The sequence below is a fragment of the Streptomyces sp. NPDC050535 genome (assembly GCF_044457665.1).
GTDB lineage: Bacteria > Actinomycetota > Actinomycetes > Streptomycetales > Streptomycetaceae > Streptomyces.
The window spans coordinates 896,072-912,662 of sequence record NZ_JBITHE010000001.1 but is presented as its reverse complement, the minus strand read 5'-3'; the positions used below and the strand labels follow the sequence as shown (position 1 = coordinate 912,662).

The 16,591-nt window shown below is 70.1% G+C and carries 15 protein-coding genes and 1 riboswitch; of the genes, 8 read left to right on the top strand and 7 right to left on the bottom strand.

Annotated features, from left to right (window positions below; all coding sequences use genetic code 11):
- Positions 1-21 precede the first annotated feature (21 nt).
- The gene (locus tag ACIBLC_RS03850) at positions 22-678 is read right to left on the bottom strand and encodes an LURP-one-related/scramblase family protein (protein ID WP_399209011.1); all 657 of its coding nucleotides are present in this window, start codon (positions 676-678) and stop codon (positions 22-24) included.
- Between the two features lie 89 nt (positions 679-767).
- A complete protein-coding gene (locus tag ACIBLC_RS03845) occupies positions 768-2,819 on the bottom strand; it encodes a phosphocholine-specific phospholipase C (protein WP_399209010.1) in 2,052 nt (683 codons plus the stop codon).
- Positions 2,820-3,136: 317 nt separating this feature from the next.
- Positions 3,137-3,284: riboswitch (cobalamin riboswitch) on the top strand.
- Between the two features lie 182 nt (positions 3,285-3,466).
- Between ACIBLC_RS03845 and metE the strand changes: the two genes are divergently transcribed.
- Positions 3,467-5,785, top strand: a complete 2,319-nt coding sequence (metE, locus tag ACIBLC_RS03840; RefSeq protein WP_399209008.1) for a 5-methyltetrahydropteroyltriglutamate--homocysteine S-methyltransferase — start codon at positions 3,467-3,469, stop codon at positions 5,783-5,785.
- Positions 5,786-6,038: 253 nt separating this feature from the next.
- A complete protein-coding gene (locus ACIBLC_RS03835) occupies positions 6,039-6,761 on the top strand; it encodes an FAD binding domain-containing protein (RefSeq protein ID WP_399209007.1) in 723 nt (240 codons plus the stop codon).
- A gap of 110 nt (positions 6,762-6,871) precedes the next feature.
- Here ACIBLC_RS03835 and ACIBLC_RS03830 read toward each other — a convergent pair whose 3' ends face one another.
- Positions 6,872-7,726 (bottom strand): NAD(P)H-binding protein, encoded by an 855-nt coding sequence (locus ACIBLC_RS03830; protein WP_399209006.1) that lies wholly within the window; start codon positions 7,724-7,726, stop codon positions 6,872-6,874.
- Positions 7,723-8,148, bottom strand: coding sequence for a nuclear transport factor 2 family protein (locus ACIBLC_RS03825; protein ID WP_399209005.1), 426 nt, complete (start codon positions 8,146-8,148; stop codon positions 7,723-7,725). Before ACIBLC_RS03825 ends, ACIBLC_RS03830 begins: the two co-directional genes overlap by 4 nt.
- A gap of 92 nt (positions 8,149-8,240) precedes the next feature.
- Between ACIBLC_RS03825 and ACIBLC_RS03820 the strand changes: the two genes are divergently transcribed.
- Together ACIBLC_RS03820 and ACIBLC_RS03815 are read left to right on the top strand one after the other, a co-directional pair.
- Positions 8,241-8,834, top strand: a complete 594-nt coding sequence (locus tag ACIBLC_RS03820) for a TetR/AcrR family transcriptional regulator (RefSeq protein ID WP_399209004.1) — start codon at positions 8,241-8,243, stop codon at positions 8,832-8,834.
- Positions 8,835-9,138: 304 nt separating this feature from the next.
- Entirely contained in the window at positions 9,139-10,758 is a 1,620-nt protein-coding gene (locus tag ACIBLC_RS03815; protein ID WP_399209003.1) for an MFS transporter, read from the top strand.
- A gap of 112 nt (positions 10,759-10,870) precedes the next feature.
- On the opposite strand, the gene ACIBLC_RS03810 is transcribed toward ACIBLC_RS03815, so the two are convergent.
- Positions 10,871-11,539, bottom strand: coding sequence for a helix-turn-helix domain-containing protein (locus ACIBLC_RS03810; protein ID WP_399209002.1), 669 nt, complete (start codon positions 11,537-11,539; stop codon positions 10,871-10,873).
- A 261-nt stretch (positions 11,540-11,800) separates the two neighbouring features.
- Between ACIBLC_RS03810 and ACIBLC_RS03805 the strand changes: the two genes are divergently transcribed.
- Entirely contained in the window at positions 11,801-12,595 is a 795-nt protein-coding gene (locus ACIBLC_RS03805; protein ID WP_399209001.1) for a siderophore-interacting protein, read from the top strand.
- Between the two features lie 85 nt (positions 12,596-12,680).
- Here the strand turns inward: ACIBLC_RS03805 and ACIBLC_RS03800 are convergent, their stop codons facing one another.
- A complete protein-coding gene (locus ACIBLC_RS03800; protein ID WP_399209000.1) occupies positions 12,681-13,175 on the bottom strand; it encodes a DUF6924 domain-containing protein in 495 nt (164 codons plus the stop codon).
- A 292-nt stretch (positions 13,176-13,467) separates the two neighbouring features.
- On the opposite strand from ACIBLC_RS03800, the gene ACIBLC_RS03795 reads away from it, so the two are divergent.
- Genes ACIBLC_RS03795 through ACIBLC_RS03785 form a run of 3 tightly spaced genes read left to right on the top strand, consistent with a single transcriptional unit; the run spans position 13,468 to position 15,637 of the window.
- The gene (locus ACIBLC_RS03795; RefSeq protein WP_399208999.1) at positions 13,468-14,532 is read left to right on the top strand and encodes a Rieske 2Fe-2S domain-containing protein; all 1,065 of its coding nucleotides are present in this window, start codon (positions 13,468-13,470) and stop codon (positions 14,530-14,532) included.
- On the top strand, positions 14,529-14,714 hold the full coding sequence (locus tag ACIBLC_RS03790) for a hypothetical protein (RefSeq protein ID WP_399208998.1): 186 nt from the start codon (positions 14,529-14,531) through the stop codon (positions 14,712-14,714). The genes ACIBLC_RS03795 and ACIBLC_RS03790 overlap by 4 nt, the downstream gene beginning before the upstream one ends.
- Complete coding sequence (locus ACIBLC_RS03785) at positions 14,711-15,637, top strand: PDR/VanB family oxidoreductase (protein ID WP_399208997.1); 927 nt, start codon at positions 14,711-14,713, stop codon at positions 15,635-15,637. Before ACIBLC_RS03790 ends, ACIBLC_RS03785 begins: the two co-directional genes overlap by 4 nt.
- On the opposite strand, the gene ACIBLC_RS03780 is transcribed toward ACIBLC_RS03785, so the two are convergent.
- Positions 15,588-16,403 (bottom strand): IclR family transcriptional regulator C-terminal domain-containing protein, encoded by an 816-nt coding sequence (locus ACIBLC_RS03780; RefSeq protein WP_399208995.1) that lies wholly within the window; start codon positions 16,401-16,403, stop codon positions 15,588-15,590. The genes ACIBLC_RS03785 and ACIBLC_RS03780 overlap by 50 nt on opposite strands.
- Positions 16,404-16,591: the final 188 nt, after the last annotated feature.

Sequence of the window (16,591 nt, the reverse complement as noted above, 5' to 3'; positions counted from 1 at the left end):
GCCCTCTCACGCGGTTTCGTGTCAGCCCAGTCCGCGGGAGTCCTGCTTGAGCGCCGTGTCGACGGTCAGCGCCGTCGCCACGACCAGGCTCAACAGGGGTTCGGGGAGCTGGTGGTGGATCTGCAGTACGTAGTTGTCCGCAGTGGTGAACATCGTCTTGGCGAGGCCTTCCCAGGTCTTGGTGATCCGGGCGACCTCGTTGTCCGACCGGTCGACGATCGCGAAGTTCCAGGCGCGCCAGTTCTCCGCCTTGATCGCGCCGACCTGCTGACCACCGGCGTTGATCGCGAAGCTGATCTTCCCGATCATGTTCTGCTGCACGATCTCACCGACCGGCGAACCGTCCGGACGCGCCACCAGGACCCGCGACTTCAGGAACTTACGGGGGCGGGTCAGCAGCAGCTGCGGCTGACCGTGCGCGTCGCGGATCTCCAGCTTGTGGGTCATGAACTGGTCGAGGCCGGCGAAGAAGCGGAGGATCTTCTTCAGCGCGCTCTGTCCGACCTGGACGACCGAACCGAGCTGGTTGCCCTGCTGGTCCATCACCTTGTACTCGTTGGTCAGCTCGATGAGCTTGGCCTTCTGGTTGACCACGAGTACCGGCTCGGTGAAGAGGGTGCCGCCGCCCGCCGCGACCCCGGCCTGCCGCTCCGCGGGAGTGTTCGAATGTGTGTTCACCGGGGCACACTATCGTGCGATGGCCGGAGATCAACCAGCAGTTGACCAAGCCTCGGCCGGTCCGCGGAGCGGGTCCGCCGGCCGACGCGTCAGTGGGTAACGATCGCCGGGTCGCTCACGCCCGGCCGGCCGTTCTCCACGTGTCCGGCGAACCGGCGAAGGAAGCTCGCGTCCGTGTCGGACACGACGGTCAGGTCGTACCAGCGCTTGTCGGCCCGCAGTTCGAAGGTGTGCCGCACGGTCGCGCCCGGCCGCACCTTGAACGACTTCGGCCGGCCGCCGTAGCCGTCGCTCACCTTCAGGTTGACCGTGCCGGAGCCCCTGTTGGTGAAGGTCAGTTCGACGTCACCCCCGGTGTGCCGCGCGGTGGCCTCGGGTCCGGCCTTCTTGCCGGGGCCCTTGAAGGTGCGCAGGAAGCCGTTCGGGCCGTGCACCGTCAGGTCGTACGAGCCGTTCGAGTACGCGGAGTTCCAGGTGTCCGAGATCTTCCTGCCCGCCTCGGTCGTGTAGGTCCAGGGGCCGTCGGTGCGGTTGCCGGACGTGACGAGGAAGGCGGCGCCGGCCTTGGCGCCCGAGCCGAAGGTGAGCGTGAACTTTCCGGCCGCCGGATCCGCCGAACCGTCCACGAGGGGCGCGTACTTGAGCGGGCGGGCCGGGCGCGTGCCGCGCTCCTGCCTGGGCAGGGCGGGGTTCGCGGGCGGTGTAGGCACATAGTCGGGGTGGCGGTCGTTGTCCGGCGGCTCGTAGCCGTCGGTGTCCGGCAGCGCGACCGGCTTCGTGTTCTTGTGGGCGAAGTCGAAGGCCGAGCTGAGGTCGCCGCTGATCGCGCGCCGCCAGGGCGAGATGTTGGGCTCGTGCACGCCGAAGCGGCGCTCCATGAACCGGACGATCGAGGTGTGGTCGAGCGTCTCGGAGCAGACGTAACCGCCCTTGCTCCAGGGCGAGACGACGAGCATCGGCACCCGCTGGCCGAATCCGTACGGTCCGGCCGTGCGGCTCGCGTCACCCGCGTACAGGTCCGGACCGACGTCGACCGTGGACTTGCCCTGCGCGGCCGACTGCGGCGGGAACGGCGGTACGAGGTGGTCGAAGAAGCCGTCGTTCTCGTCGTACGTGATGAACAGGGCCGTCCTGCCCCACACCTCGGGGTTCGAGGTGAGCGCGTCCAGGACCTGGGAGATGTACCAGGCGCCGTAGTTCGCGGGCCAGTTGGGGTGCTCGGTGAAGGCCTCGGGCGCGACGATCCAGGAGATCTTCGGCAGCTTCCTGCCCTGCACGTCGGCCTTCAACTGGTCGAAGAAGCCCTCGCCCTTGCGGGCGTCCGTGCCGGTGCGGGCCTTGTCGTAGAGCGGGTCGCCGGGCTTGGCGTCGCGGTACTTGTTGAAGTACAGCAGCGAGTTGTCACCGTAGTTGCCTCGGTAGGCGTCGGAGATCCAGCCCCAGGAGCCGTTCGCGTCCAGGCCGTCGCCGACGTCCTGGTAGATCTTCCAGGAGACGCCGGCCGCCTCGAGGCGCTCGGGGTACGTCGTCCAGTCGTAGCCGACCTCGTCGTTGCCGAGGACCGGGCCGCCGCCGACGCCGTCGTTACCGGTGTAGCCCGTCCACATGTAGTAGCGGTTCGGGTCCGTGGAGCCGATGAACGAACAGTGGTAGGCGTCGCAGATGGTGAACGCGTCGGCCAGCGCGTAGTGGAACGGGATGTCCTCACGCGTCAGGTACGCCATCGTCGTCGACGACTTGTTGGGCACCCATTTGTCGTACTTGCCCTTGTTGAAGGCGGCGTGTCCGTCGCTCCAGCCGTGCGGGAGATCCTGGATGAACTGCATGCCCAGGTCGTCGGCGTCGGGACGGAAGGGGAGCACGTCCTTGGTGCCGTCCGACTGGTACCAGACCGATTTGTCGCCCGACGTCTTGGCCGGAACCGGGTCGCCGAAGCCGCGGACACCCCTCAGCGAGCCGAAGTAGTGGTCGAACGAACGGTTCTCCTGCATCAGGACGACGATGTGCTCGACATCGTCGATCGTCCCGGAGCGGTGGTTCGCGGGCAGCGCCGCGGCCCGCTCGATGCTGCTGTTCAGTGCGGTGAACGCCGCGGTACCGCCGGCGAGTTGGAGGAAGCGGCGCCGATTCACTTGGGGCATGGCTGGGTGACCTCTTGTCCTGACGGAAACAACGGACGTACGGGATGACCGGGCTGGCCGGGATACTGCTGGAACGTGTGCGATTGGAGTGTTCCAAGAGCACCGAACGGCAAGGAAGGGTCCCGTGGCCCCCGCGTGAAACTCGGAGGTACGTGCGGCGAACGGCGGTAAACGGAACGCCAACCCGGCCTCCCGCAACCAACGTCGGGCAAAAGTCTCGCCGCCCGGCATGTGGGCGATGTCCCCCGCAGCCTCGCGCGGCCCTCTAGGCTGGTCGGTGCAGCTGGTTCGCCCCGTCCGCCAGACGGGAGCGTCGCAAGAGGGAACCCGGTGGGAATCCGGGACTGCCCCGCAGCGGTGAGTGGGAACGACCGCCGTCATACGCACTGGGCCCGGCCGGGTCTGGGAAGCGACGGCCAGTAGATGTCCTCCGCAGGGAGGGCGCGCCCACAAGTCCGAAGACCTGCCCGCTGCCCGCGCGCGACCCCTCGTGCGCGGACATCCCGGTGACCTCGTGGGCGGGTCGGCGCACATATCGGACGGACGACCGTGTCTCGCGTACGAGGATCGTTCCGTCCGGTCGCCGGCCCTTCGCGCCCTCGTCCCGTCCCGGGATTCCAGGGAGATATCTCGCGAAGGAGATTTCCGTGACAGCGAAGTCCGCAGCCGCGGCAGCACGGGCCACCGTGTACGGCTACCCCCGTCAGGGCCAGGGCCGGGAGCTCAAGAAGGCGATCGAGGGCTACTGGAAGGGCCGCGTCGACGCCGACGCCCTCCGGGCCACCGCCGCCGAACTGCGCCGGGCCAACTGGGAGCAGCTCGCCGGTGCCGGCATCCACGAGGTCCCCACCGGTGACTTCTCGTACTACGACCACGTCCTGGACACCAGCGTCATGGTCGGCGCGGTCCCCGACCGTCACCGGGACGCCGTCGCCAGCGACCCGCTCGACGGGTACTTCGCGATGGCGCGCGGCACCCAGGACGTCGCGCCGCTGGAGATGACCAAGTGGTTCGACACCAACTACCACTACCTGGTACCCGAGTTGGGCCCTGACACCGTCTTCACCACCGACTCCGCCAAGCAGGTCGCCGAGTTCAAGGAGGCCCTGGCTCTCGGGCTCACCGCCCGGCCGGTCCTCGTCGGCCCCGTCACCTACCTGCTGCTCGCCAAGCCCGCGCCCGGCGTGGCCGCGGACTTCGACCCGCTGACCCTCCTCGACCGACTGCTGCCGGTGTACGCCGAGGTCCTCGCCGACCTGCGCGCGGCGGGTGCCGAGTGGGTACAGCTCGACGAGCCCGCGCTCGTGCAGGACCGCACGCCCGCCGAGCTGAACGCGGTCACCCGCGCCTACCGCGATCTGGGCGGACTCGCCGACCGCCCGAAACTGCTGGTCGCCTCCTACTTCGACCGGCTGGGCGACGCCCTGCCGGTACTGGCCAAGGCCCCGGTGGACGGCCTCGCCCTCGACTTCACCGGCACGGCCGCCGCCAACCTGGACGCGCTCGCCGCCGTCGGCGGACTGCCGGGCAAGCGCCTGGTCGCCGGCGTCGTCAACGGCCGCAACATCTGGGCCGACGACCTGACCAGGTCGCTCGCCACCCTGGGCACCCTGCTGGGCCTGGCCGACCGGGTCGACGTGGCCGCGTCCTGCTCGCTGCTCCACGTCCCGCTCGACGCCGCCGCCGAGAGTGACATCGAGCCGGAGATCCTGCGCTGGCTCGCTTTCGCCCGCCAGAAGACCGCCGAGATCGTCACCCTCGCCAAGGGTCTCGGCCTCGGGACCGACGCCATCGCGGCGGAACTGGCCGCCAACCGGGCCGACCTGGCCTCCCGGGCCGGTTCGGCGCTCACCCGCGACCCCGCGGTGCGGGCCCGGTCCGCCGCCGTCGCGGACGCCGACGCCCGCCGCTCGGAGCCGTACTCCGAGCGCGCCGCCGCCCAGCGCGCCCACCTCGGTCTGCCCCTGCTGCCGACCACCACCATCGGCTCCTTCCCGCAGACCGCCGAACTGCGCACCGCGCGGGCCGATCTGCGCGCCGGCCGGATCGACAGCTCCGGGTACGAGGACCGCATCAGGGCCGAGATCGGCGAGGTGATCTCCTTCCAGGAGAAGACCGGCCTCGACGTCCTCGTGCACGGCGAGCCCGAACGCAACGACATGGTCCAGTACTTCGCCGAACAGCTCACCGGCTACCTCGCCACGCGGCACGGCTGGGTCCAGTCGTACGGCACCCGTTACGTCCGCCCGCCGATCCTGGCCGGTGACATCTCCCGCCCCGAGCCGATGACGGTGCGCTGGACGACGTACGCCCAGTCCCTGACCGACCGCCCCGTCAAGGGCATGCTGACCGGCCCTGTCACCATGCTCGCCTGGTCCTTCGTCCGTGACGACCAGCCGCTCGGCGACACGGCCCGCCAGGTCGCCCTCGCTCTGCGGGACGAGGTCAACAACCTTGAGGCGGCCGGGACTTCGGTCATCCAGGTCGACGAACCCGCGCTGCGCGAAACGCTGCCGCTGCGCGCCGCGGACCATCCGGCGTATCTGGCGTGGGCCACCGAGGCGTTCCGGCTCAGCACCGGCGGCGTACGCCCGGACACCCAGATCCACACCCACATGTGCTACGCCGAGTTCGGGGACATCGTCCGGGCCATCGACGACCTCGACGCCGACGTCATCAGCCTGGAGGCGGCCCGCTCACACATGCAGGTCGCCCGGGAGCTGGCCGAGCACGGCTATCCGCGCGAGGCCGGTCCCGGCGTCTACGACATCCACTCGCCGCGCGTGCCGAGCGCGGACGAGGCATCCGCCCTGCTGCGCAAGGGACTTGAGGCCATCCCCGCCGAGCGGCTGTGGGTCAACCCCGACTGCGGACTGAAGACGCGCGGCTGGCCCGAGACGCGCGCGTCGCTGGAGAACCTGGTCGCGGCGGCCCGGACGGTCCGCACCGAACTCGCCGGGTCCTGACCCGCCGGGACGACCGGGAAGGGCACGCCGCGGCCCCTTCCCGGTCGTCCCCGGCCGTCGGGCCGGAGCAGGTCACGGAAGGTACGTGTAGGGCTCCTCGATTAGGTGCTCGCCCGTGAGGGGAGCACAGGGTGGAGAAGTGAGCCCTGTACGCGCCCCCGCGTGCGCGGGAAAAATGCGCTTTGTCAGAGGTCAATCGGCCGGGGTATCGCCCACCCGGGCCACCGAGTTCCAGAAAGACAGGTCGGCCACCGTGCTCTTGCGTCTGCCCACGTCCGTGTCCGAAGCACAGGAGTGCCTGGCCGAAGGGGCGGTGCCCATAGGCGGGGCGACACTGGTGTGGGCGGGCTGGCAACGGGACGGCTTCCCGGAGCAGGCGATGTCGTTGCGCGAACTGCCGGCGGCCAACGCGGTCGAGCGAGGGGCACTGGGCGCGGGTGTCGTGCTGAACCGGATAGACGACAGCGTGCCGGAGGCGCTGCGCCGGGCGGCCTCCTCCGTGGGGACCGGCGCGGTCCGCCGGACGGCCACCGTCGGCGGCAACCTCGTCGGCAGCACGCTGCGATGTCTGCTGCCCGCGGCGCTCGTCCTGGACGCCCGCGGGGTGGTCCTGGAACCGGACAGCGTCTACGAGACCGACCTGGCCGAGGTGCTGGCCAAGCGTCATCTGCTGCTCAGCCTCCACTGGCGGGAGCCGGTCGCCAGCAGTTACCACAAGCTGACGGGCGAGGCGGGCGGGCCGCCGCCCCTCGTCGTCGCCGCCGCCGTGCACCGTGGCGAGGACGGTCCGTCCCGTCTCCGGGTCGCCGTCCGCGACGGCTACGAGGTGCTCAGCGACGGCACCTCGTGCGACGGCGACACCGAGCAGGTCCTCGACGCCCTGCGTCGCACGACAGTCGGCGGACTTCCCGACCCGGCTTGGGAAGTGGTCCGCCAGCAGGTCACCGAACTCCTGGGCCGCCCCGGCGTCCGCTGAGAAAGGCCGATTTCCCCGAGTCGGAGCGGGCCGCCGACTCGGGCTGTCCGCTCGGGCCGCCGACTCGGGACGCCTGCTCGGGCCGCCGACTCGGGATGCCCGCTCGGATCTCAGACCCGTAGCCGGCCCGTCTCCCGTTCAGCGAAGGCGCGGAAGCCGCGCGGCGGGCGGCCGGTGAGGCGCTCGACCGTGTCGGTGGTGCGGTCCTCGGCGCCGTCGGCGATGGCCCGGTCCATGCCGGCGAGCATCGCGGCGAACTCGGCGGGCATGTCGGCGGTCAGCCGGTCACGCATCTGCTCGTAGGACAGTTGACTGTGCGTCACGGTATGACCGGTGACCTGGGTGAGGATCGCCGCGATGTCGCCGTAGCTCAGCGCTGTCGGCCCGGTGATGATCAGGTCGGTGTTCGGGGCCGACGTCTCGGTCAGGGCGTGGACGGCGACGGCGGCGATGTCGTCGGCGTCGACGAATCCGACGCGGCCCTCGCCGGCCGCCGTCCGGATGGTGCCGTCCGCTCGGACGGTCCGGGCGTGCGCGTGGTCGCCGGTGAAGTTCTGCATGAACCACGAGGGCCGCAGGACCGCCCACTCGGCGAACAGGCCGGGCAGTGCCCGGTGAACCTGCCCCACGGCGGGGCCTCCCTCGGGGATCGCCGACGAGCTGAGAAGAACCGCGCGCCGCACTCCGGCCGCCCGGGCCTGCCGGAGGAAGGGCAGCATGACGGCTGCCGGGTCGGGAGCGCCGAGCGGCGGGATGAGATACATCCGGTCCACGCCTTCGAGGGCTCCCTCGAAGGACGTCGGGTCGTCCCAGTCGAACCGCACGGCGGTGGCGCCGTCCACGGGGGTGGCGCGGCGGCCGGCGGCCTTGACGCGCCGTCCCGCGGCGGCCAGTTGCGCGACGACACGGCTGCCGGTGGTGCCGGTGGCCCCGATGACCAGGGTGAACTCCTCGGCGGGGTTCATCGGTTGCTCCCGGCGAAGTCCGCCGCGGGGTCCTGGACGGCGAGCGGGTTCCAGTAGTCGCGGTAGTGGGTGATGAGGCCGTCCCTGACGGTGACCACGGCGATGTAGGACATGTCGAAGGGGCTGTCGGTGTCCACCAGCCTGCCCACACCGCGCATCTCGACCACGATGGTCTCCGGGGCGAGGGTCTGGTGGATCTCGACGTAGGGGAAGTCGTGCAGGTCCACGTGGTCCGGATACGAACGCATGTACTCGGCGATGGCCGTCCTGCCCTCCAGCCGCTTCGGCCAGCCTTCCGGCGCGAAGGGGAACTCGAGGACCCCGTCCCCGTCCCACAGGTCCACCCAGCCGGGGATGTCCTTGTCCAGCAGAAGCCGCAGGCCGCGGCGGTACAGGTCCACCGGTGCGGTGTTCGTGTTCATGGGGTGCTCCGTCCCGTAGAATGCGGACCCTGGGTCCGCTTCATGTGGCCGACGATACGGACCCCGGGTCCGTTTTGCAAATGGAGGCACGCATGTCCGACCGCAAGCCCCGCGCGGACGCCGCCCGCAACCGCGAGGCCGTCCTCGCGGCCGCCGACACGCTGTTCGCCACCTGCGAGAGCCCGGAGGCGGTCACCATGGCCGACATCGCGGCAGCGGCCGGCGTCGGCAAGGCGACGCTCTTCCGCGGCTTCGGCGACCGCACCGGCCTGATCCACGCGCTCTACGAGACGCGGCTCGCGCCCATCAGACTCGCCGCCGAGGAAGGCCCGCCGCCGCTGGGGCCCGCGACCCCGCCACTCCAGCGCGTACCCGCCCTTCTCGACGCCGTCCTGTGCTTCAAGATCGACAACCGCCACCTCGCCCTGGCACTGGAGGGAATCGGCGGCGACAGCCCTTACCGGGCGGAGCACTACGAGCGGTGGCACAGCACGCTCCAGGAGTCGCTGGAGAAGGTCCCCGGACTCACCGACGGCGACTTCGCCGCGCACGCCCTGCTCGCCGCCGTCCGCGCCGACCTGGTCGAACACCTCATCGGGCGGCAGCGGATGACACGCGATCAGCTGCGGGCCCAGCTCGCGGCCTTCATCGCCCGACTGCTGGGATCCTCCGCACCACGGGACTGACCACCCGCGCCCGCGCATCGGCCTCGACCAGCGTCGCGCGACCCTCGGCGCGGCCCAGGTCCGCCACCTGGACGACGGGGCTCCGGGACCGGCGGAGGCGCTCGCCACGCGGGGCGAACCCGCTCACCGAGAGGGTCGTGACGACAGCCGTGAAGGTCCCGGTCGGTCGTGACGAGCGCCGTGAAGGTCCTGGTGGGCGAGGCGATGCCGGAGGCGTGGAGCCGTGGAGTTATTTGCACATCGGCGAGCACGAAACTAGCCTGCTCATGGATGTGCAAATAACTCGTCACCCATGGGAGCCCTCGTGCCCTTCCCTGCCAACACCCCAGTCGAGAAGATGACAGGGCCGTACGCACGGCGCTGGTGGGCACTGCTCGTGCTCTGTCTGAGCCTCCTGATCGTCGTCATGGCGAACACGTCGCTGATCGTGGCCGCGCCGGACATGACCCGGGACCTGAGCCTGAGCAGCAGTGACCTGCAATGGGTGATCGACGGCTACACCGTCCCGTACGCCGCGCTGATGCTCGTACTCGGTGCGATCGGCGACAAGTACAGCCGCCGCGGCGCCCTCGTCACCGGTCTGCTGATCTTCGCCGGCGGTTCGGTGATGGGCAGCCTCGTCGACCGGACCGAGCTGGTCATCACGGCCCGTGCGGTCATGGGCATCGGCGCGGCCGTGGTCATGCCGGCCACGTTGTCCCTGCTGGTCGCGACCTTCCCGCGGGCCGAGCGCGTCAAGGCCATCACGGCGTGGAGCGCCACCTCGGGCCTCGCCATAGCCGTCGGCCCGTTGGTTGCCGGATGGCTCCTCGAGGACCACGCCTGGGGCTCGACCTTCCTGATCAACGTGCCGATCGCGGTCGTCGCCGTCATCGGCGCGCTGGCGCTGGTGCCGCCGTCCAAGGCGGCGGGCATCGGCCGGATCGACTACGTCGGCGGGCTGCTCTCCATCGTGTCGATCGGCTCCCTGGTGTACGCGACGATCGAGGGCCCGCACTTCGGCTGGGGCGCCGGACCCGTGACCGCCGCCGTGGTCGCCGTGGTCGGTCTCGTGGCCTTCGTGGCCTGGGAGTTGCGGCACCCGCACCCCATGCTGGACGTACGGAAGTTCCGGATGCGTCCGTTCACCGGCTCGATGATCGCGGTGCTGTTCTTCTTCTTCGGCACCTTCGGCGCGATCTACTACTCCACCCAGTACCTCCAGTTCATCCTCGGCTACAACGCCTTGGAGACGGGTGTACGCCTGCTGCCGCTGGCCGGAGCGGTCTTCCTCGGCGCCGCGGTCACCGGGCGTCTGACCCCGAAGCTCGGGGTGAAGCCGATGGTGGTGACCGGCATGGTCATCGGTACCGCCGGAGTCTTCCTGCTCACGCTCGTCGACAAGGGCTCGACGTACACCGACTTCCTGGCCCCGATGATGATGCTCGGCTTCGCGATCGGCCTGAGCGTCTCCCCTGCCACCGACACCGTGATGGGCTCCTTCCCGGAGTCCGAGCTGGGAGTCGGCGGCGGCGCCAACGACACCTCGATGGAACTGGGCGGTTCCCTCGGCATCGCGCTGCTGGGCTCGCTTCTCGGCACCGCCTACCGCGACGAGCTGACCGACCTGATCGGCGGCCGGCTGCCGGCCGCGGCGATGGAGACGGCGAAGGACTCGGTGGGCGGCGGTCTGGCGGTCGCCCAGGAGGTCGCGAAAACCCCCTCCGGCGGGGCGCGGCAGGCACAGGCCGTGGTCGACGCCGTTCACGAGGCCTTCGCCCACAGCATCGCGCAGACCAGTCTGGTCGGCGGAATCATCATGGCCGCGGGAACGCTGATCGTCCTGGCCGTCCTCCCCGGCCGCCGAGCCGCCGGAGAGCGCCGACCGGAGTCACCGGTCACGCCGGAGGCCGACCACGACAAGGAGCACGCCGACTCCGTCTGAGAGATCCCGCCCGGCTCCGGCCCCGGCGATCGGGGCCGGGGCCGCAGACGCCTCGCGAACCCGGGAGCCGAGGCCTGTCAGGGCCGGAGGCACATCAAGGCCGTACGACAGCTCAGTCGTCGGACGTGGTCTCCGCGACGGCACTCGACGGGACGGCCATCGCCGCGACGGCCGTGGCCACGGCCTGCGCCCGCTCTCGCGGCACCCCGGCCGCGATGAGCGTGGAGACGGCGGCCCGGCTGCCGTCGTCTTCCAGCTCACCGGTGTTGACCGCCTCCAGCAGGGCGACCGACATCGCTTCCAGCCCGGCGCTCAGCACGGCGGCCGGCAGGTGCGTATGGAAAACGCCGTCCCGCTGACCCCGCGCCAGAATGGCCGTGGCCCGGTCGCGGGCCGGTGCCAGGATCTCGGCCACGCGTTCCGTACCCAGATCGCGCCGGGCCAGCGCCAGGAGCAGACGGTAACGGTCCCCCACGGGCCACATCGAGATCTCGAGGTGGGCGAGCGCGTACTCGGCGGGCTCGGACTCCGCGAGCCGCGCACCGGCTGCCAGCGCGCCCCGAAGAGCCTCGGAGGCCTCCTCCGCGAGCGCCTCCAGCAACGCCTCACGCCCCGGAAAGTGACCGAAGAGCGTGCGCCGTACGACACCCGCGGCTCGGGCCAGTTCCTCCAGGGTGACGTCCGGATTCCGGCCGAACTCCCGGCGGGCGGTGGCCAGGATGCGCGCCCGGTTGGCCCGCGAATTGCTTCGCAACGGCTCGCGGACGACGGCCTTGGCCACGGAGAACCTCGATGGATCGGTGCGGAGAGCGACGGACGGGGTGGAAGAGGGGGAACCCGTCCATTCTCGCACGGAGACCTCTGTCGGCTCCGGCTGCTCGAACGCTCGCGGCTGCCTGACTGGTCCCGAGCCGGGCCGGTCAGGCGGCTGTCGTGCGACTCAGGCCCGCCGACCATCGGCCGTCAATCTGCTCCAGCCAGCACCCCGGCCGAGCCTCAAGTTAGCTTAGGCTAACCTTTCTTTGTGGCGAAGATCAGACTCATGCCGAAGCATCCGACGCTGTTCCGCGGCGCAGTGGTCAGGAGTGTGCGTTTCTCTCCGTCGATGCGGCGCGTGACGGTGTCCGGGGCCGACTTCGCGGACTTCCTGTGGCGGGGCTACGACCACTGGTTCAGGCTGTTCCTGCAACTGCCGCACCAGGACGGGTTCATGCTTCCACAGCTGGAGGGCTCGAAATGGTGGGAACCGTACCTGGCCGTCCCCGAGGACGTACGGCCGCACTGCGCCAACTACACGGTCGCCGACTTCCGTCCCGAGACCGCCGAGCTGGACATCGACTTCGTCGTGCACAGCGGCCCGACGGGCGAACCCGAGGGCAACGCGGCGATCTGGTCGTGCGCGGCCCGGCCCGGCGACCCCATGGCCCTGCTCGACCAGGGACTGCTCTTCGACTGTCCCAGCGAGGCATCCGAGGTGCTGGTGGTCGCCGACGAGAGCGGCCTGCCGGCGACCGCGGGCATCCTCCGCTCCCTGCCGCGCGACACCGTCGGGCACGTCATCCAGGAGATCCCGGTGGCCGGCGACCGGCGCCACCTCGACGCACCCGACGGCGTCCGGGTGACCTGGGTGGTCCGCGACGACGCCGACGCGATACCGGGCGCCGCCGCGCTGCGGGAACTCCGCCGACGTCACGAGGTCGACGTGTCCGGATACGCCTTCGTGGTGGGCGAGTCGACGCTGGCCACCGAGGGCCGCCGCCATCTGCACCGCGCGGGTCTGCCCAAGGACCGCATCACGTTCTCCGGCTTCTGGAAGCACACCCGGGCCAAGCCGTGATGAGCGCCGTCACTTCGCCTTGTGCACCCGCCGCAAAGACTGCTGCCCCGCGTTGCGTCGAATCTCGCAGATGCCGGTCGGCCGTCTAGGAGAAGGAGCGGAAGACTCCCTCCGAGTCCTCGTGCGCGCTCGCCGAGAACTCGTCGAAGTCCATGTTGGCCAGTTCGAGGTTGGCGTGAATCGTGTGGACACCGCTCGGCACCGTGCGGAATTCGCGCCCGAACTCCACCATGGCCTCATAGCCCCCGTCGTCGTCGAAGTCCTCCCGGGTCAACGTGGTGACCGCGAGCAGGGCGTGGTGGTCGGCACGCATCGTGACGCTGTCGGCGATGAACACCACGCTGAGCCGGCCCGACAGGTGCTCGTGGGCCGATATCGCCACCAGGATCGCCTCCGTGTCCGCGCCGTCCAGCTCCGGCTCGTCGGCCACGTCGTAGGACTCCGTGGGGTCGCCGTCGTAGTGGGAGGCCCTCTCCAGCTCTGCCGTCATCTCCCGCCACGCGGCCTCGTCCGTGAAGTCGGTCCTGATGACCAGGGCTGAGAACTCGTCGCGCTCCGCCAAGCCAGAAAGTGCCACCATCTTGATTGCTCCCCGAACAGTTCTGGACTTCCGATCCGGACCAGAACATAGCGAACGGCACTGACATCGCATCCGTCGGCAACCCCGTCCGGACGGCCGCGTGACATTGGTGTGGCCGGCGGGCAATTCCGTGCCGGGGAACGAACAACGCGCCGGTGAGATCTTCGGTGGCCGCAACAGACGGTCGGCGACTGAGCAGGGGATTTCCGTCCGACGGAAGTCCTGTTGCCGGGGGGAACGAGACGGCGCCATGGTGTTTCTGACACGACGTCGACGATGACGGGACCCTCTCATGCCGCACACCACCGCCTTCGCCAGGAACCAGTGGTACGTCGCCGCCTACTCGGACGAGGTGGGGCGTGAGCTGCTCGGACGGACCGTTCTCGGGGAGCCGCTCGTCTTCTACCGGAGCGAGGAGGACGGGACGGCGGTCGCACTGGCCGACCGGTGTGTGCACCGGCGGTACCCGCTCTCGGAGAGCCGGCTCGACGGGGACAGGATCGTGTGCGGCTACCACGGGTTCACGTACGACATGACGGGCGCCTGCGTGTACGTGCCGGGGCAGAAACGGATACCGCGGACCGCCCGGGTCGCGTCCTTCCCGCTGGTCGAGCAGGACTCCCTGATCTGGGTCTGGATCGGCGACCCTGCCCTCGCCGACGCCGGAACGATCCCGCGCGCCCGCCACCTCGACTCCCCCGACTGGGTCACGGTCCGCGGCATGGAGCCCATCGACGCCGACTACGGCCTCCTGGTGGACAACCTGCTCGACCTCTCCCACGAGACCTATCTGCACGGCGGGTACATCGGCACGCCCGAGGTCGCCGAGACGCCGATCAGCACGGAGGTCGACGAGGGCGCGGGCATCGTGCGGGTCAGCCGGCACATGGACGACGCCGAGTGCCCGCCGTTCTACGCCCGTTCGACCGGTATCGAGGGCCGGATCACGCGCTGGCAGGACATCGAGTACTTCGCGCCCTGTCTGTATCTGCTGCACAGCAGGGTCGCGCCGGTCGGTGTGCTCCCCGAGCCGGACGGCAGCGACCCGCACGCGTTCCACACCGAGATCACCTATGCGATCACGCCCTCCGGCGACGGTCACGTCTACGACTTCTGGGCGGTCTCACGGGACTTCGCGCCCGACGACGGCGAAGTCACCACGTTCCTGAGGGACTTCAACCACACGGTGGTCATGCAGGACGTCGACGCGCTCAACCTGCTGCAGCGGACGCTGGGTTCGGAGCGAACCGGTTACCAGGAGCTGAGCATCAACATCGACACCGGCGGTCTCGCGGCCCGCCGTATCCTCGCCCGACTGGTCGAGGAGGGCGACAAGCCCATGGAGAGGGTCCTGTGACCAGTCCCACCGGCGAGATCTACCGCGTCGACTGGATCCCGGGCACGGACGTGCTGCACGGCACCTGCCACTGCGGCGCCGAGCACACCGCCGAGGATCCGATCGAGATGTGGGAGTGGATGCTCGCCCACCCCGAGGGCCACCAGCCCCGGGGACAGGAGTCCCGAGGAAATCGACCATGATCCTTTACGAAGCCGAACTCGTCGTGCGGAAGGTGGAGTTCGCCGCCGCGGACGTGCTCGCCCTCACTCTCGTTCACCCCCTCGGTGAGGAACTCCCCGACTGGGAGCCGGGCGCCCACATCGACGTGCTGCTCGGGCCGGAGCTGGAGCGGCAGTACTCGCTGTGCGGCGACCCGGCCGACCGTCGGGCCTGGCGGATCGCCGTGCTGCGGGAGACTGCCGGGCGTGGCGGATCGGCTTATGTGCACGCGGAGTTGAGCGAGGGCGACAAGGTGCGGGTGCGCGGGCCGCGCAATCACTTCGTGCTCCAGGACGCCCCGCGCTACCGGTTCGTCGCGGGTGGTATCGGGATCACTCCCATCCTGCCGATGCTGGCCGCGGCGGAGGCGGCGGGCGCGGAGTGGACACTGCTGTACGGCGGGCGCACACGTGAATCCATGGCGTTCACGCAGGAGTTGGGTCGCTACGGCGAACGGGTGACCATCGCCCCGCAGGACGAGACAGGCCTGCTGGACCTGACCGCGCTCGACAGTCCCGACGCGCTCGTCTACTGCTGCGGACCCGGACCACTGCTGGACGCTGTCGAGGAGCGCTGTCCCGCCGCGCTGCTGCGGGTCGAGCGGTTCCAGCCGAAGGTCCTGGAGAGCGGCCCGGACGGCGGGTTCGAGGTGGAGCTGGCGCGGAGCGGGCGCACTCTGGCCGTCCCCGCCGGTGTCTCCGTCCTGGACACCGTGCGGGCCGCGGGTGTGGAGGTGCTGTACTCCTGCACCGAGGGCACCTGCGGGACCTGCGAGACGGACGTGCTCGAAGGAGTCCCTGACCACCGGGACTCGGTACTCAGCGACGCGGAGCGGGAGGCGGGCGAGACCATGCTCATCTGCGTCTCTCGCTGTCGGGGGAAGCGGCTCGTGCTGGACCTGTGACCTTGAGGTCCGCCTCGATGCGGGCCACGGTCGCGAGCAGATGGGGCAGCAGGTCGCGCCGTACGGACTCCACGGAGTTGCGGCTCGCGTGGACCGGGATGTTCACGGCCGCCACGACCTCGCCGTCCCGGTCCCGCACCGGGGCGGCGACCGAGCGCAGCCCCTCTTCCAGTTCCTGGTCGACGATGGCGTATCCCTGGCGCCGTACCCGCCGGAGTTCCGTTCTGAGCGACTCGGCCGAGACGATCGTGCGTGCCGTGAGGGGCCGCGGTTCGGCGCGGGCCAGCCGGGCGTCGATCTCCTGGTCCGGCAGATGGGCGAGCATCACCCTTCCGACGGACGTGACTTGGGCCGGGAAGCGGGTGCCGACGGTGATCGTGGCGGTCATGATGCGGCGGGTGGGGACACGCGCCACGTACACGATGTCGTCGCCGTCGAGGACGCAGAGCGAGGACGACTCCCGTACCCGCTCGACGAGTTGCTCCAGATGGGGTTCGGCGAGGTCGGCCAGCGTGAAGCCGGAGAGGTAGGAGTAGCCGAGCTCCAGGACCCGTGGGGTGAGCCGGAACATCCGGCCGTCCGTGTGCACATATCCGAGGTCGAGGAGTGTCAGCAGGAAGCGGCGGGCGGCGGCGCGGGTCAGGTCGCAGGTGCGCGCGACCTCACTGAGCGTCAGTTGGGGGTGTTCCGCGTCGAATGCGCGGATGACGGCCAGGCCTCGTTCGAAGGACCGGACGAAGTGGGGCGCGCGGGCTGCTGCAGGCATCGTCGCCTCCGGGTTGACGGCCGGTGTGCGCCTTCCGCGCACGCGTTGAGCTCGGTTCGGTAACTGTCAACAATATTGTCAGCGAAAGGGATTGACCCCGTCGTGCAAGGGTCCTACTTTCCCGCTGAGCACTATTGTGCGGTGTGCGCACAGCCTGTCGGAACACTCTCGTCTGCACAGGAGGAGTC

What these genes read in the sequence shown, in the direction of transcription:
- ACIBLC_RS03825 (WP_399209005.1), bottom strand. Translation starts at nt 8,148, where the DNA reads ATGAACACGAACACCGCACCGGTGGACCTGTACCGCCGCGGCCTGCGG.
- ACIBLC_RS03805 (WP_399209001.1), top strand. Translation starts at nt 11,801, where the DNA reads ATGCCGAAGCATCCGACGCTGTTCCGCGGCGCAGTGGTCAGGAGTGTG.
- ACIBLC_RS03795 (WP_399208999.1), top strand. Translation starts at nt 13,468, where the DNA reads ATGCCGCACACCACCGCCTTCGCCAGGAACCAGTGGTACGTCGCCGCC.
- ACIBLC_RS03780 (WP_399208995.1), bottom strand. Translation starts at nt 16,403, where the DNA reads ATGCCTGCAGCAGCCCGCGCGCCCCACTTCGTCCGGTCCTTCGAACGA.
- ACIBLC_RS03785 (WP_399208997.1), top strand. Translation starts at nt 14,711, where the DNA reads ATGATCCTTTACGAAGCCGAACTCGTCGTGCGGAAGGTGGAGTTCGCC.
- ACIBLC_RS03820 (WP_399209004.1), top strand. Translation starts at nt 8,241, where the DNA reads ATGTCCGACCGCAAGCCCCGCGCGGACGCCGCCCGCAACCGCGAGGCC.
- ACIBLC_RS03800 (WP_399209000.1), bottom strand. Translation starts at nt 13,175, where the DNA reads ATGGTGGCACTTTCTGGCTTGGCGGAGCGCGACGAGTTCTCAGCCCTG.
- ACIBLC_RS03845 (WP_399209010.1), bottom strand. Translation starts at nt 2,819, where the DNA reads ATGCCCCAAGTGAATCGGCGCCGCTTCCTCCAACTCGCCGGCGGTACC.
- ACIBLC_RS03830 (WP_399209006.1), bottom strand. Translation starts at nt 7,726, where the DNA reads ATGAACCCCGCCGAGGAGTTCACCCTGGTCATCGGGGCCACCGGCACC.